Source organism: Leucobacter sp. wl10 (assembly GCF_003569785.1).
In the GTDB taxonomy this organism is placed as follows: domain Bacteria; phylum Actinomycetota; class Actinomycetes; order Actinomycetales; family Microbacteriaceae; genus Leucobacter.
On the sequence record NZ_KZ983988.1, the window covers coordinates 24,610 to 39,896 of the forward strand.

At 70.6% G+C, this 15,287-nt stretch carries 11 protein-coding genes and 1 tRNA gene; 9 read left to right on the forward strand and 3 right to left on the reverse strand.

The genetic code is table 11. The features are described from left to right. Positions 1 to 7: 7 nt before the first annotated feature. The gene (locus tag D1J51_RS02410) at positions 8 to 1,453 is read right to left on the reverse strand and encodes an APC family permease (RefSeq protein ID WP_119073591.1); all 1,446 of its coding nucleotides are present in this window, start codon (positions 1,451 to 1,453) and stop codon (positions 8 to 10) included. A gap of 209 nt (positions 1,454 to 1,662) precedes the next feature. Here D1J51_RS02410 and D1J51_RS02415 point away from each other — a divergent pair, with 209 nt between their 5' ends. Together D1J51_RS02415 and D1J51_RS02420 are read left to right on the forward strand one after the other, a co-directional pair. Next, positions 1,663 to 3,177 (forward strand): aminotransferase class I/II-fold pyridoxal phosphate-dependent enzyme, encoded by a 1,515-nt coding sequence (locus D1J51_RS02415; protein ID WP_119073592.1) that lies wholly within the window; start codon positions 1,663 to 1,665, stop codon positions 3,175 to 3,177. 180 nt (positions 3,178 to 3,357) lie between these two features. Beyond that, a complete protein-coding gene (locus tag D1J51_RS02420) occupies positions 3,358 to 4,143 on the forward strand; it encodes an HAD-IIB family hydrolase (protein ID WP_240422811.1) in 786 nt (261 codons plus the stop codon). A 29-nt stretch (positions 4,144 to 4,172) separates the two neighbouring features. Here D1J51_RS02420 and D1J51_RS02425 read toward each other — a convergent pair whose 3' ends face one another. Continuing rightward, entirely contained in the window at positions 4,173 to 5,678 is a 1,506-nt protein-coding gene (locus D1J51_RS02425) for a malate:quinone oxidoreductase (protein WP_119073837.1), read from the reverse strand. Between the two features lie 30 nt (positions 5,679 to 5,708). Further along, entirely contained in the window at positions 5,709 to 7,058 is a 1,350-nt protein-coding gene (radA, locus tag D1J51_RS02430) for a DNA repair protein RadA (protein WP_119073838.1), read from the reverse strand. A gap of 227 nt (positions 7,059 to 7,285) precedes the next feature. On the opposite strand from radA, the gene D1J51_RS02435 reads away from it, so the two are divergent. The 7 genes from D1J51_RS02435 to D1J51_RS02465 all read left to right on the forward strand — a co-directional run bounded on the left by D1J51_RS02435 (position 7,286) and on the right by D1J51_RS02465 (position 15,285). Next, the gene (locus D1J51_RS02435) at positions 7,286 to 8,269 is read left to right on the forward strand and encodes a putative FMN-dependent luciferase-like monooxygenase (RefSeq protein ID WP_119073594.1); all 984 of its coding nucleotides are present in this window, start codon (positions 7,286 to 7,288) and stop codon (positions 8,267 to 8,269) included. A 95-nt stretch (positions 8,270 to 8,364) separates the two neighbouring features. After that, a tRNA-Ser gene (locus D1J51_RS02440) sits at positions 8,365 to 8,455 on the forward strand. Positions 8,456 to 8,956: 501 nt separating this feature from the next. Further along, positions 8,957 to 10,111 carry a peroxidase-related enzyme gene (locus tag D1J51_RS02445; RefSeq protein ID WP_119073595.1) on the forward strand — a complete coding sequence of 385 codons (1,155 nt, stop codon included), beginning with the start codon at positions 8,957 to 8,959 and terminating at the stop codon, positions 10,109 to 10,111. Between the two features lie 182 nt (positions 10,112 to 10,293). After that, complete coding sequence (locus D1J51_RS02450) at positions 10,294 to 11,406, forward strand: ABC transporter substrate-binding protein (protein WP_119073596.1); 1,113 nt, start codon at positions 10,294 to 10,296, stop codon at positions 11,404 to 11,406. After that, complete coding sequence (locus tag D1J51_RS02455) at positions 11,403 to 12,488, forward strand: FecCD family ABC transporter permease (RefSeq protein WP_119073597.1); 1,086 nt, start codon at positions 11,403 to 11,405, stop codon at positions 12,486 to 12,488. Before D1J51_RS02450 ends, D1J51_RS02455 begins: the two co-directional genes overlap by 4 nt. Further along, positions 12,485 to 13,270 (forward strand): ABC transporter ATP-binding protein, encoded by a 786-nt coding sequence (locus D1J51_RS02460; RefSeq protein ID WP_119073598.1) that lies wholly within the window; start codon positions 12,485 to 12,487, stop codon positions 13,268 to 13,270. Before D1J51_RS02455 ends, D1J51_RS02460 begins: the two co-directional genes overlap by 4 nt. Next, a complete protein-coding gene (locus D1J51_RS02465) occupies positions 13,267 to 15,285 on the forward strand; it encodes an FAD/NAD(P)-binding protein (protein ID WP_119073599.1) in 2,019 nt (672 codons plus the stop codon). The genes D1J51_RS02460 and D1J51_RS02465 overlap by 4 nt, the downstream gene beginning before the upstream one ends. The last annotated feature ends 2 nt before the right edge of the window (positions 15,286 to 15,287 follow it).

A 15,287-nucleotide genomic window follows, 5' to 3' on the forward strand; every position in this document is an offset into this window, starting at 1 on the left:
GTGCAGACTAGCCGAGATCCTCGACCGACAGCCGACCGCCGATGCGCTGGGCGAGTTTCGGCATCACGAGGATGATGGCGAGGCCGATGAGGCACCAGGCACCCGCGATCCAGGGGAAGTAGGTGTAGGGCGCTTCCTGCCCGATCACCTGCACCGAGTAGACGAATGCGAGATAGAGCAGTCCCAGGACCGGCAGGATCGCCTCCCACTTCGGGATGTTCGTGCGACCGCGGAAGACGTACACGATGACGCCGACCGACGTCATGCCGTAGGCGACGACCATGCAGAGGGTCGCGATGGTCGCATACCAGTAGTAGGCGTCGAAGGCGGTGCCGCCGAAGGCCGCGATGCCGCCCGCGAGCAGGACGGCGAGCACCACGGTGGTGAACACGGCCGCGGTCGGGACCCCGGTCCTGGGGTTCGCGACGCCGAGGCGCTTCGGGCCGAAGCCGTCGCGTGCGAGCGCATAGATGAGGCGGGCCGCCGCCGCCGTGGAGCTCAGCACGGAGGCGAAGGCGACGACGAACGCGATGAAGGCGATGAGAAGCGCGTACTCGCGCCCGATGTAGGTGGTGGAGAGGCTCGTGAGCGTCGAGTTCGCCCCGGCGAAGGCGGCGACGCCCTCCTCGCCGGTGCCGTAGCCGACGGTCTGCGCGAACATCATGACGGTGTAGAGCACGCCGGCGACGACGATCGCGCCGAGCAGCGCGCGCGGGATCACTCGGCGGGGGTTCTCGGTCTCCTCGCCGAGCGAGGCGCCCGATTCGAATCCCGCCCAGGAGAGGAAGGCGAAGACGGAGGCCGTCAGAACCGCGGTACCGCTCGCGTCGCCCGGCAGGAAGGTGCTCCAGTCGATCGTGGCGCCCTCGACGGGCCCGGTCCCCGTGCCGACCCGCCAGAAGATCACCGCGGCGAGTACCAGCATCGCGAGCACCCCGAGGGAGCCGATCACGAAGAGCACGCGGGTCACGACGTGCGACTCTCGGATGTTCAGGATCACGACGAGCACCGAGACGACGAGCGCGACCAGGATCCACGGCACGGCACGGAGCGCTCCGCCGAACTGCTCGGCCCAAGCCCCGAAGAACACCCCCGTCGCACCGAGGATGCACGCCGAGAAGAAGAGATAGGTGCCGAGAAGCGCGAACCCGCCGAAGAAGCCGGCGCGCGGGCCGATCGTCGCACCCGCGAGAGCGTAGACGGATCCCGCGTGCGTGAAGTACCCGGTGAGCCGGATGAAACCGTAACCGACCAGCAGCGTGCCGATGAAGGCGAGCACGAAGGTGAACGGAACGGATTTGCCGACGAGACCGGCGACACCGATCCCGTTGAGGGCCATGGCCATGACGGGGCCCATGAACCCGACGGACAGTGCGGTGACCTCCCAGATGCGGAGCTTGCGCTTCCCGCCTGAGGCGGTTCCCTCCCCTGATGCGAGAGTGGTTTCGGACATGTCTGCGGACTCCTTCGTCTCTGATGATCTGTGGAGACGCGATACGGAGGGAGCCGTCTGCTCCGATCGCGTACTCGCCGCCATCGCGAACTAATGTATCTCAGAGTACCAATTCTGTAAAATATCGATATTTCGTATAATTTAGAATATCTCTGATCCGGGTCAGTATCGGGAGTCGTCGCCCTCGACTCCACGCGAAGGAGCACCGCATGACCGAGTTCCCCACGACGATGGACGACAGGCAGCGTGCCACCCCGTACGCCTCCGCGCTGGAAGCCCAGGAGGCGCGCGACACCGTGAACCTGATGGTCCCCGGTCACGGCGCCACACCGAGCGGGCTGTCGCAGGAGCTGAGCCGGTTCTGCGGCGAGCGCGCCCTCGCGATGGACATCCCTCCGCTGATCGACGGGATCGACGTCGGCCCGGCCTCGGCGTTCGTGCAGGCGACCCGCCTCGCAGCCGAGGCGTGGGGCGCACGGCGCACCTGGTTTCTGACCAACGGCGCCTCGCAGGCGAACCGGATGGCGGCGCTCGCACTCGCCGGCCTGCACCGCGGCGACACGGTGGTCGCACAGCGCAGCGCCCACTCGAGCTTCACCGACGGGGTGCTCCTCGGCGATCTGCTCCCCCGGTTCGTCTTCCCCAGCATCGATGAGGAGCGCGGGATCAACCACGGGGTCGACCCGCGCGCGCTCGACGAGGCGCTGACGCGCGCGGCGTCCGACGACGACGTGATCGCCGCCGTGTACGTCATCTCGCCGAGCTATTTCGGCGCGGTCGCCGACGTGGCGGCCCTCGCCGAGGTGGCGCATCGGCACGGGGCACCGCTGGTCGTGGACGGCGCGTGGGGCTCTCATTTCGGGTTCCACCCCGCTCTCCCCGAGTCGCCCGCCCGCCTGGGAGCCGACATCACGGTGTCGAGCACGCACAAGCTCGGCGGCAGCCTCACCCAGTCGGCCATGCTCCACCTCGGCGACGGCCCCTTCGCGGCGGCGCTCGAACCGATGCTCGACCGCGCCTACATGCTGACGCAATCCACCAGCGCGAGCGCACTGCTGCTCGGCTCCCTGGATGTGGCGCGACACGCGCTGGTGCACGGCGGCGAGCTCATCGGCGAGACCCTGGCCGTCGTCGAGGATCTGCGGGGCGCGCTTCGCGACGACGGCCGGTACACGATCATCTCCGACGGCTTCTCCGCATTCCCCGACATCGTCGCGCACGACCCGCTGCGCGTTTCGATCGACGTCTCGTCCACCGGTCTGAGCGGCCACCGGATGCGCGACGTGCTGAGCGCCGACTACGGGGTCTACCTCGAGATCTCCACGGCCCAGGCCGTGGTCGCGTTCATCGGACCGGGAAAACGCCCCGACCTATCCCGGTTCTCGCGGGCCCTGTTCGAGATCGCCGACCGCGCCGACCGGGCGCCCACCCCCGAGGTCTTCGACTTCCCCGCGCTCCCCCAGCCGGTCCCCATGCTCATGCGCCCCCGCTCCGCCTACTTCTCCCGGCACGAGATCGTGTCCGCCTCGGAGGCGGTCGGACGCATCTCCGCAGACTCTCTCGCCGCGTACCCGCCGGGCATTCCCAACGTCATCCCCGGCGAGGCGATCACGGCCGAGACCGTGGCGTTCCTGCAGACCGTGGCGGCGTCGCCCATCGGCTACGTTCGGGGAGCACTCGACGCATCGCTCTCGCGTTTCCGCGTGGTCACCGAGACGACATGATTCTCCCGAGACGACACGGGAATCGCGCGAATACTGTGTCGTCTCGGGAGAATCATGTTGACTCGGCGCATTCGGCCGGCGAGCCCCGGCCGCGCCGCGAGCCGGGGCCGATCCCGAGCGCACCTTCCACGCGCTGCGAGACCGCGGGGGACGGTCGTCACACTGTGGAAGAATCGATGCGTGCCCACGATCCCCCGCCTCATCGCATTCGACCTCGACGACACCCTCGCCCCCTCGAAATCCCCGGTCGAACCGCGCATGCTCGCGGTCTTCGCGCGGCTGCTCGACCGCACCTCGGTGGCGGTGATCTCGGGCGGCAACTTCGAGCAGTTCGAGATGCAGCTGGTCGATCGGCTCGACGCCTTCCAGGGCGTGGACGAGACCGCGCTCGAGCGGCTGCACCTGCTGCCGACGTGCGGCACCCGCTACGAGCACCGCGAGAACGGCGCCTGGGTCACCGTCTACCGCGAGAATCTCACGCCGGACGAGCGAGACGCAGCGCTGACGGCACTGCGCGAGGAGGCGCAACGGCTGGGGCTGTGGGAGGCGGAGCCGTGGGGCGAGATCCTCGAGGATCGCGGATCCCAGGTCACCTTCTCCGCCCTCGGCCAGCGCGCGCCGGTCGCCGCGAAGCAGCGGTGGGATCCCGACGGCTCGAAGAAGAACACCCTGCGGGCTGCCGTCGCCGCGCGCCTGCCCGGACTCGAGGTGCGCAGCGGCGGATCGACCTCGGTCGACATCACCCGTCGGGGCATCGACAAGGCCTACGGCATGCGCAAGCTCGAGGCAAACACCGGCATTCCGCTCGAGGAGATGCTGTTCGTCGGCGACCGGCTCGATCCCGACGGCAACGACTACCCCGTCAAGACGCTCGGCGTGCCCTGCCGCGCGGTCGAGGACTGGGAGGACACCGCGGCGTTCCTGGAGGAGCTGCTGGCCGAGGAGCGGATCGCGCCACCGGCCTGAGTCGGGCGGCCGACCTGGTCGGTCTCGGCCTAATCCGCGACGGGGGCCGGCGGTGCTGCGCGCACGAGGTTCAGCACCTCGGCGGTGTGCGCCAGCGACGCCGCGGCGGCCTCGGGATCGCCGTTGAGTCCCTCGCCGAGGGCGGGCACCCGCTGCTTGAAGGCCGGCTTCCACTGCCGCTCGAACTGCTCGGGGAAGCAGCGCTCGAGCACCCCCAGCATGGCGTAGACCGCGGTCGAGGCGCCCGGCGAGGCGCCGAGCAGACCAGCGATGGAGCCTCCGGCGCCGGTGATGACCTCCGTGCCGAACTGCAGGACGCCGCCCTTCTGCGGATCCTGCTTCATCACCTGCACGCGCTGACCCGCGGTGATCATCTCCCAATCCCGGGCGCGCGCCGTCGGCATGTACTCCCGCAGCGCACCCATCTGCGTCTCACGACTGGCGAGCACCTCGCCGACCAGGTACTTCTCGAGCGAGAACTCGGTCAGTCCCACCTTGAGCATCGGGCCGAGATTGTGCGGGCGCACCGACCCGGGCAGGTCCCACCACGAGCCCTTCTTGAGGAAGTTGGGGCTGAAGCCGGCGTACGGTCCGAAGAGGAGGCTCTCCTTACCGTCGACGACGCGGGTGTCGAGGTGCGGCACCGACATGGGAGGAGCCCCCACCGCGGCCTTGCCGTAGACCTTCGCGCGGTGCTGCTTCACGATCTCGGGGTTGTCGCACTTCAAGAATCTGCCGCTGATCGGGAACCCGCCGAAGCCCTTGATCTCGGGGATCCTGGACGACTGCAGCAGATGCAGCGCGCCGCCACCGGCGCCGACAAACACGAACCTGGCGTTCACGATCTGCCGCCCGTAGCCCGCGAGCGAGCGGGTGAACACGTCCCAGGTGCCGTCCGCGCGCCGCCTGAGCCTCTTCACCTGCGTGCCCAGGTGCAGCTTCGCCCCTTCGGAGACGAGGTGGCCGATGAGCTGATGCGTGAGTGCCCCGAAGTCGACGTCGGTGCCGCTCTCGGATCGGGTCGCAGCGAACGCCTCGTCCTTGGAGCGCCGGTCGATGAGCAGCGGAGCCCACTCGGCGATCTGCCGGGGGTCGGCGCTGAACTCGAGATCGGCGAAGAGCGGTTCCGGCTTCAGCAGCTCGTAGCGGCGGCGCAGGTAGTCGACGTTGGCCTCGCCCCGCACGAAGGTCATGTGCGGCGTCGGGTTGATGAAGGTCGAGGGTTCGCCCAGCACGCCCGCCTGGACCAGCGAAGACCACCACTGGCGCGAGAGCTGGAACTGCTCGTTGATGTCGATGGCCTTGGCCGCCGAGAGGCTGCCGTCCTTGCCCTCGGGCATGTAGTTGAGCTCGCAGAGGGCCGCGTGGCCGGTGCCCGCGTTGTTCCAGGCGTTGCTGCTCTCCGTAGCGACATCGGAGCGGGACTCGAAGATCTCGATCGTCCAGTCGGGCTGCACCTGCTTGATCAGCGTGCCCAGGGTAGCGCTCATCACGCCACCGCCGATCAGCACGACATCTACCGTGTTGTTGCTCACGTTCTGCAAGTGTACTCGTCTCTCGGGGACTCACAGGCCCGCGTCCTTCCTGGCCCGGTCCAGCGTGGCCGAGGCCGCGTCGATCACTCGCACGTATCCGAGACGCGCCGCCTCGCCCGCGCGCTGAGATCCGGCCACGACCGGCCGCACCTCGCCCGCGAGGCTGATCTCTCCGTACGCGGCCAGGTCGTGCGGCAGCGGCCGGTCCGTGATCGCCGAGAGCACGGCCAGCGCGATCGCGAGGTCGGCGGCCGGCTCCGCCAGCTTCACTCCGCCGACGGTCGAGACGTAGACGTCCTGGTCGTGCAGCCGGGCGCCGGCGCGGCGCTCGAGTACCGCGAGGATCATCGCCACCCTGGAGGGATCCACCCCGCTCGTGACGCGCCTCGGGTTGGGCGTCGCGCTCTTCGCCACGAGCGCCTGCACCTCGACGGGCAGCGCCCGCCGCCCCTCCATCGCCACGGTCGCGCAGGTCCCGCTCACCGGTGCCGCGGCGCGGCTGAGGAAGAGCCCGCTCGGGTCGGGCACCTCGGCGATGCCTCGATCCGCCATCTCGAAGCAGCCGACCTCGTCGGTGGGCCCGTAACGGTTCTTGAGCGTGCGCAGGAAGCGCAGCGAGGTCTGCCGGTCGCCCTCGAAGTGGCAGACCACGTCGACGAGGTGCTCGAGCAGTCGCGGGCCGGCCACCGAGCCGTCCTTGGTGACGTGCCCCACGAGGATAACCGGGGTGCCGCGCCCCTTCGCCGCGCGGATCAGGGCCGCCGCCGCCTCGCGCACCTGCGCGGGCCCTCCCGCACCGCCCTCGACCTCTGCGCTCGCCAGGGTCTGCACCGAGTCGACGATGACGAGCGACGGATCCACGGCGTCGATGTGCCCCAGGACGGTCGCGAGATCGGTCTCGCTCGCGAGGAAGAGGGCGTCGTGCAGGGCGCCCGTACGCTCGGCGCGCATGCGGATCTGACCGGTCGACTCCTCGCCGCTCACGTAGAGCACCCGCTCCCCCGTCGTCTCAGACCGCCCCGCTGCGGCGGGAGCGGCGAAGCGGGAGGCCACGTCGAGCAGCAGCGTCGACTTGCCGACCCCCGGCTCACCGGAGAACAGGATCGCCGCCCCGGGCACGACCCCGCCCCCGAGCACGCGATCCAGCTCTCCGATCCCCGTGGGCCGGTGCCGCACGGAGTCGCCGCGCAGCTCGGTGATCGGCCGCGCCTCCCGGCCCGCCGCGGGTGGCGCCGCCCGGGTAGTGCGGGCCAGTGAGGCGCCCTCCCGGGCCCGCTCCTCGACCGTGCCCCACTGCTGGCACTCGCCGCATCGGCCCACCCACTTCGAGGTCTGCCAGCCGCACTCCGAGCACGCGTACACGCTGTTCGTCTTCGCCATGCGGGCGAGCCTACCGGTGACCTCGGACAGTCGAGGCGATCGAGAGGCGATCGGCCCGCCCTCGCGCACCGCGCGCTCGCCCTCCGTCGCCGGGCCGACCGGGCCGGCCTTGGCCGACCGTCGCCGACCGTCGCCGACCGAACCAGTGTGACCGATCTTGACGGGCCGCGTTGGCTCCTCGCGCCGAGGTCGCTAGCCTGTGCCTCAACCATCCACGGGAGCCCCGCATGACCGATACCGCCTTCTTCACCCGCCTGCTCGACGACGTCCCGCCCGCCGAGCGCTTCCGCCTCGCGACCGAGCAGATCCGGCGCGCCGAGCAGTGCGGGTTCGCCCGGGCCTGGGTGGCCCAGCACCACTTCCGCGCCGCGGAGGGCGGGCTCCCGTCGCCGTTCGTGCTCCTCGCGAACGTCGCCGCGCACACCTCCGCCATTCGGCTCGGCACGGGAGTGGTCACCCTCACGCTCGAGGATCCCGTGCGCGTCGCCGAGGACGCGGTGGTCGCCGACCTGCTGAGCGGAGGCCGGATCGACCTCGGGCTGGGCAGCGGCGGCACCCCCGCCTCGTTCGCGCCCTTCGGCCTGTCGCTGCAGAACAAGACGGCCGACTACGAGCGCAAGCTCGAAACCCTGATCGCAGCGCTCGGCGGCGGCGAGCTGGGCGGGGGCAACGCACTCTATCCCGAGCCCGGCTCGCTCAAGGACCGCGTGTGGCAGGCCACGTTCAGCGCGGCGGGCGGCACGCGCGCGGGACGCCCCGGGCACGGTCTGCTGCTCAGCCGCACCCAGCCGCGGGTCGCCGGTCGCGAGGACGCCCAGCTGCACGAGATCCAGCGGCCCATCATCGACGCCTACCTCGAGGCGCTCCCGGCCGGCCTCGAGCCGAGGATCACCGCATCCCGAACCGTCTTCGTAGCGGACGACCGCGCCGAGGCGCTCCGCTTCGCCGACGTAGGGCTGCGCAGATACGCCTCCCTCTTCGGGGTGCCAGAAGGCGCCCCCGTCGAGGAGTTCATCCGTCGGAGCGACACCCACCTGGGCACGCCGGACGACGTGGCCGAGTCGCTCGCCGCCGATCGCGCACTCGAGCACGCCGACGAAGTGGCCATCCAGGTGCACTCGGTCGACGCGCCCCACGACTACGTGCTGCGCTCGATCGAGCTGTTCGCGGGAGAAGTCGCCCCTCGTTTCGGCTGGGGGGCGGGGGCCTGAACCCGCTGCAATCCGCCGCACGCCGAGCCCGCACCCCGGACGGCGGCCCGACCGTCGATTCGCACTCGGGGCTGGAATCGCGTATCCTTTTCGGCGGTGACGTGTCCGAGCGGCCGAAGGTGCGACTCTCGAAAAGTCGTGTGCGGTAACCCCGCACCGTGGGTTCAAATCCCACCGTCACCGCCACTGAAAACCCCTGCTCAGGCAGGGGTTTTCGTTTTGCTTGGGCGTCATGTGGGGCCGGCATGGGGGCTACCGGGGGCTACCGGCCAGCACGTGCGGAGGGGTTGGGTGGGTCGCCTTCTGCCGGCCCTCCCGCGGCACAGCCGGAGCCCTCCGGCGGCGGCGAGTCCGGTGCGGCAGGTGATCGGCCCGGATCGACCAGATCTAGGTGAAACAAGTGCGCCTTCTGGGCGCTCCGCTGCGGCGCGAGCGCCCAGAAGGCGCACCTCGTTCGCGGGCGCGGTGCCGAAGCGGTCGCGGTGCCGAAGCGGTCGCGGCGGCGGGCCGCGGAGCCGCCGCGCACTCGTCACGGTTCGTAACGTGCTCCGCACTCGCGGCCGGTCTGAGGCAACATGGTACGACCCGAGCTGCAGCGAACCTTCCGCGCGCATCGGAGGGTCGACTCAGGCCCTCAGCGGTGCCATCGCTGGTGACCCGCACGGATCCGTACAGGAGCAACACACTATGACGTTCACCGACCCCCTCGAGCGGCTCATCGGCGATTCGGAGCACCTCATCGAGCTGCGGAGGGCGAAACCCGCCGTCTTCGAGCAGACCGGGCTCGCATACGACGCGCTCTACGGCGGCGAGCACGCCCTCCCGGCCGGCGTGCTCCGCGCCTTCGCAGCCCGGGTCGCCGCCTGGCACGGCAACGCTCCGCTGCACGAGCTGCACTCCGCCGAGGGCGCCGACCCGACGGTCGCCGAAGGCGCGGACATCGCCGATGATCGCGTGCGACTCCTTCGCGATCACCTCGACATCCTCGTCGTCTCCCCCGCGCTGGCCACTCGAGACGACCTCCTGCTGCTCGCGGACGCCGGGGTGTCGCCCGACGAGATCGTGCTGGTCAGCCAGCTCGCGGCGTACGAGAGCTACCTGGCACGCGCAGTCGCGGGTTTCTCAGCGCTCGACGGCCGGGCGCTCGACGAGCAGCCCCCGCCCGCATCCGCTCCCCGCACGAACGGCCGCGTCAAAGAGCTCGGCGGTCTGACGGCGACCGGCGACCCGAAACCGCGCGAGTTCACGCGCGAGGTGCTCGAGTGGCAGCCCTGGGTGCCGCCCGTGGAGCAGGGCGACCTCACGCCGGAGCAGGCCGACTCGTTCGCCGCGAAGACGACCGCCAACAGCCCGTACTTCCGGCTCCTCGCCCGGGTGCCGGCGATCCTGAAGGCCCGCAGCGCCCTCGACAACGCCGTGTTCCTGCCCCGCGAGGGCCTCCCCAAGGCAGAGCGCGAACTGAGCGCGGCCGTGGCCAGCAAGGTCAACGACTGCATCTACTGCGCCTCGGTGCACGCGCGGAAGTCGGCCGTGTTCAGCAAGCGGCCCGGCGACGTCGACCGCCTTCTGGCCTCGGCCCTCGAGCGCGATGCGAACTGGCAGGCCGTGTCGGTGGCGCCGCTCTCCGAGGGTCAGGACGAGCGGTGGAGCGCGATCATCGACGCCGCGGCGCGGCTCTCCCTGCTGCGCCCCGGGTTGCGGGGAGCGGAGATCGAACGGCTCCGCGCTCTCGGCCTCACGACAGGCGAACTCGCGGATCTCATCGCGTCGACCGCCTTCTTCGCCTGGGCCAACCGGCTCATGCTGACGCTCGGGGAACCGATGGTCCCTCCGAACGACTGAGAGGGTCCCGGGATCGGGCCCTCCTCCGGACGCACCGCACCCCTGGGCCCTTGCGTCGCGAGCGGACCCGGCTCGAGACGCCAGGCGCATGACCGCCCCACCGCCCTCCCCCACCCCAGTTTCCAGATCCCGAACATCCAACCCCGCCGAGGAGCCCAGCCCTTCTGCGAAAGGAACCCGCCATGTCGTTTCCCGCCCGCTCCCACGCCGGCCGTAGTCCCAGACGCGCCCCGCGAACTCTGCGCAGGCGCGCGGTCGGCGTCGTCGCGCTGCTCGCCGCCTCGGCACTCGCCCTCGCGGGCTGCGGTACCGTCACGACCGGCGCCGAGAAGTCGGCCGAGACCATCACCGTCACCGACGATCAGGGCCGCAAGGTCGAGATCACGGGACCCGTCAAGCGGGCCGTCGTCATCAACAGCTACGGCAACGAGATCATCCGCGCCATCGGTGCCGGCGACACGATCGTCGGCACCGACCGCACGTCGAGCGACCGGCTCCCGTACCTCGGAATCGGCGGCGACCAGATCATCGCGGAAGGGCTCGACCAGCTCAACTACGAGGCCATCGCCGAGTTGAACCCCGACGTCGTGATCCTGCCCCGCAACGCGGTCTGGCAGGAGGCCGCGCAGCAGCTCAAGGGCTTCAACATCCCCGTCGTCGTGGCGACGGCCTGGGACTACGCGGCGTTCGAGGACACCGTGAACCTCCTGGGGAAGATCTTCGGAGCCGAGAAGGGCGCCCAGAAACTCCTCGCATTCAACAAAGAGATCAACGATCTGCTCGCCGAGCGGCTGAAGGGCGTCGATCCGGTGCCCGTGTACTTCGAGACCGTCGACCCCTATCTGACCGTGCTCCCGGCATCCGGGTTCCACGCCATGATCGAGGCCGCAGGGGGCCGGAACGTGTTCGCCGACGCGACCGGCGGGAGCTCCTCCGACGAGCTCACCGTCGATCCGGCGCAGGTCGTCTCGCGCAACCCCGCCCTCATCTTCAAGGAGTTCGAGCCGAGCTTCACACCGGTCGACCGCTTTCAGGAGGTCGCCGACGAGATGCTCGCACGACCCGGCTTCGGCGGCATACAGGCCGTTCAGAACGGCCAGGTCTACGTGACGAACGGGTGGGCGACCAGCGCGAGCGCGAAGGCGATCGGCGCCCTCTACCTGGCGACCTGGCTGAACCCCGATCTCTTCGCCGACGTCGACCCCGAGGTGTATCTCAAGCGCTGGGTGACGGAGTTCCAGGGCGCCGAGTTCACGTCGGCCGACGACTACATCCAGGGGCCGTTCAAGCGATGAGCGACCAGACGGACGAGCTCGAAGCGCTCGAAGAGTCCGACGAGCGCGGTCGGCGCCAGGGGGGCTGGAAGTCGCTGATGATCGTGATCGGCGCCATCGTGAGCGCGCTCGCGATCGGACTCGCCGTGGTCATCGGGACTTCGGGTGTGACCCTGGCGGACGTCGCCCAGTCCGTGTGGCTCAGCATCTTCGGCGGCACCCTGACGGGGGACCTCGCCGACAAGTATCCGATCATCGTCGAACTGCGCCTGCCGCGCGTGCTGCTCGCCTTCACCGCCGGCGCTGGGCTCTCCCTCGCGGGCGTGCTCATGCAGGGTCTGCTGCGCAACCCGCTGGTGAGCCCGTTCACGCTCGGCGTCTCCCCCGCCGCCGCGTTCGGCGCGGCGCTGGCGATCACGCTCGCGGGCTCGAACTCGCTCCCGTCGTGGATCGTCATCGGCAGCGCGCTGGTGGTGGCGCTGCTGGTATCGGGACTGGTGCTGTCGCTGGCCTCCGCCCGCAAGCTCGCCGTGGCGACGCTGCTGCTGCTCGGCATCGCGATGACGCAGCTGTTCGAGGCGCTGACCGCCGCGCTCCAGTTCATCGCCAGCGAGAACACGCTGCAGGCGATCGTGCGCTGGACGTTCGGCTCGGTGAACGACGCGAACTGGGGCGACGTGCAGGTCGTAGGCCTGATCCTGCTGCTCTCGGTGCCCGTCACGCTGTGGTTCGCGAAGGATCTCAACGCGGTCGCCTTCGGCGGCGACGATGCGGCGCGGAGCTTCGGCGTGAACGTGTCGTCGCTGCGCCTCGGGCTCATCGTGATGTCGGTCGTGCTCGCGGCCGTGGTCGTGAGCTTCTGCGGGATCATCGGCTTCGTCGGCCTCGTGGGCCCGCACATCGCCCGACTGATCATCGGCTCGGATCACCGGTTCCTCCTGCCGTTCGCGACGCTCACGGGCGGGCTGCTGCTGCTGGTCGCCGACACCGTGGGCCGCACGGTCATCGCGCCGGCGGTCGTGCCGGTGGGCATCGTGGTCGCGTTCATCGGCGCACCGATCTTCATCAACCTGATCCTGACGCGAAAGACGGCGATGCGATGACTCTCGAGGTCAGGGACGTCAAGTTCAAGTACGGCAAGCGCGAGATCCTGAAGGGCGTCTCGTTCACGGTGCCGGACGCCTCGTTCTGCGCCCTGCTGGGCCCGAACGGTTCCGGCAAGTCGACGCTCGTGAAGGTCATCGCCCAGGTGCACCGGGCGGCCTCCGGGGACGTGCTGCTGAACGGCCAGGACGCGTCCGCGCTCGGGAGGCGCGCTCACGCCCGCGAGGTCGGCTACGTTCCGCAGAGCGGAGAGGCGCCGTTCGACCTCAAGGTCCACGAGGCCGTCCTGCTCGGCCGCACCCCGCACTTCGGCATCGCGCCGAGAGCCGTCGACTGGCGCAAGGTCGACGAGGCGATCGACCTGCTGGGGCTCGGCGAGCTCGTCGACCGCAACATGTCGGAGCTCTCGGGCGGCCAGCAGCAACGCGCCCTCATCGCGCGAGCGATCGCGCAGGACACGCGCATCCTCGTGCTCGACGAGCCGACGAGCGCGCTCGACCTCCGATACCAGATCGAGACACTGCAGCTGGTGCGACGGGTGTCGCGCGAACACGGCATCACCGCGCTCATCGCGATTCACGATCTCAACCACGCGGCCAGATTCTGCGACCAGATCGTCCTGCTGCACGACGGGAGGATCGTCTCCGACGGCACCCCGACGGACGCGCTGAGGTCGGACACGCTCGGCGACGTGTACGGCCTGCCCGTGAAGGTGCAGAACATCGACGGATACGTCGAGGTGCGCCCCCTGGTCGACGACGGAATCGAATACCGGATTTGAGCCGCGGGGATCACCGATTCGACGCGGTCTTCGTGGGCGGGGGACCGCGCGCGGTGGCGACGGTCGCTCGGCTCGTCGCCCGGCTGCGCGCCGCGCGCGAGGCGATCGGTTCGGCGCCGGGCGCCGGGGCGCGGACCGATGCGGATGCGCCGCTGCGGGTCGTGCTCATCGACTCGGTGGAGATCGCCGCGGGCGCCACGTGGCGCACCGACCAGCCCGCCGAGTATCTGAACAACACGACGGTCGCGGCGACGACCATCCACCCCGACGAGTCGACGCCCATGAGCGGGCCTCCCGCTCCCGGTCCCGCGCTCGGCGACTGGATCGCCGAGGTCGAGCGCGCGGGCGCGCACCCCTTCGCCGACTGGGTGGTCGCGGAGGCGCGCGGGCTGCGGTCGTTCGACTTCCCGACCCGGCGGGTCCAGGGCGTCTACTACCGGGACCAGCTCGACGCCGCGAAGGCCAGCGGCCTCGTCGAAGTCGAAGAGGTGCTGGGCTCGGCCGTCGACCTCGTCGCCGGCGAGGGTCTGAGGCACGTGCTGCTCTCCGACGGAAGAGTGTTCAGCGCGCCCGTCGTCGTGCTCGCTCAGGGCATGGTGCAGGCCCGCCCGACACCGGAGGCGCGGGAGCTCGCGCGTACCGCCGACGAGCACGGGCTCACCTACATCGCACCCGACATGCCCGCCGAACAGCCGTGGGAGCTGATGTTCCCGACCGCCGGGGCGACCGCCGGTTCCACCATCCTCGTCCGCGGACTCGGTGCGAACTTCTTCGACGTCGTCGGGCACCTGAGCAGGCAGTGGGGCGGTCGCTTCGAACCGGTCGAGGGCGATGCCCTGCGCCGGCTCCGCTACGTGGCGAGCGGGCGCGAGCCCAGGATCGTAGCGGGTTCCCGCCGCGGCCTCCCGTATCGCAGCAAGCCCGACGGCGATGCGCCGACGGCGCCCTTCGAGGTGCGCTACGCGGTGCCGGAGTGGTTCGAGGGGCTCGGCGCGCAGCGCGGGCTCTCGCTCAGGCACGACGTGTTCCCCACGCTCGCCGCCGAGTTCGCTCACGCCCATCTCGCGGCGCTCGAGCGCTGGGCGCCGAACGCGGTGGTGCCGGGCTGGCGCGAGCGGCTGGACGCGGCGTCGGGTCTACCGGGGGTCGAGAGCGTGCTCGAGCGGCACGTCGCCGACGACCGTCACCGCTTCTCGATCGACGAGCTGCGCCGGCCCACTCGAGGCGTGCGCGTGGGGCCGGAGCGCTGGGCGGAGCTCGTGCGGCGCCACGTCGAGGACGAGCTGGGCTCGATGACGCACCCCTCGCGCCACCCGCGCGCCGCCGTGAATCGCGCCATGGGCATGCTGCGGGGCAGGGTCGCGAGGCTCGGCGTCGTCGGGGCGCTCAGCGGGGACTCAGCCGTGCACGACCTGCACGGCTGGTTCGACGGCGACGCGCTGTTCATGGCCTCGGGCCCGCCCTCGTCGCGCACCCGTGAAGTGCTGGCGCTGATCGAGGCGGGCGTCATCGAGCTCATCGGCCCGGAGGCGACGGTCGGGTTCGACGAGCGGGAGCGCCTGTTCCGTCTCTCCTCACCGATCTCGGGCCGTTCCGCGCTGTCGCCCATCCTGGTCGAGACCCGCATGTCCAAGGGCAAGGTGCCGAACACGAGCGATCCGCTCCTGCGTTCGCTGCTCGATACGGGCAGGGCGCGCATCCGCACGATCGAAGGCGTCCCGACTGCCAGCCTCGACACCACGCTCGCAGAGGTCGACGAGGGCGCCCTGCACGGCTTCAACCTCGTCGGTGCCGACGGCGCCGCGGACGCGCGCGTGATCGTGCTGGGGATCCCCGCGCTCAGCACGCAGCCGGGCAGCGCGATCGGCGCGACACCGGGCAAGCCCTCCCCGCTGCTGGCGGGAGCCGACATCGCGGCGAAGCAGATCCTGGCCCGGCGGGCGGACAGGAGGCGCGGCGAGCCGGAGAACGCGGACCGGATCGCCGACCCGGTCGGCCAGAGCAGCGGAGACTGAGC

Coding starts and splice junctions, on each gene's coding strand:
- D1J51_RS02410 (WP_119073591.1), bottom strand. CDS start 1,453: ATGTCCGAAACCACTCTCGCATCAGGGGAGGGAACCGCCTCAGGCGGG.
- D1J51_RS02415 (WP_119073592.1), top strand. CDS start 1,663: ATGACCGAGTTCCCCACGACGATGGACGACAGGCAGCGTGCCACCCCG.
- radA (WP_119073838.1), bottom strand. CDS start 7,058: ATGGCGAAGACGAACAGCGTGTACGCGTGCTCGGAGTGCGGCTGGCAG.
- D1J51_RS02435 (WP_119073594.1), top strand. CDS start 7,286: ATGACCGATACCGCCTTCTTCACCCGCCTGCTCGACGACGTCCCGCCC.
- D1J51_RS02445 (WP_119073595.1), top strand. CDS start 8,957: ATGACGTTCACCGACCCCCTCGAGCGGCTCATCGGCGATTCGGAGCAC.
- D1J51_RS02450 (WP_119073596.1), top strand. CDS start 10,294: ATGTCGTTTCCCGCCCGCTCCCACGCCGGCCGTAGTCCCAGACGCGCC.
- D1J51_RS02455 (WP_119073597.1), top strand. CDS start 11,403: ATGAGCGACCAGACGGACGAGCTCGAAGCGCTCGAAGAGTCCGACGAG.
- D1J51_RS02460 (WP_119073598.1), top strand. CDS start 12,485: ATGACTCTCGAGGTCAGGGACGTCAAGTTCAAGTACGGCAAGCGCGAG.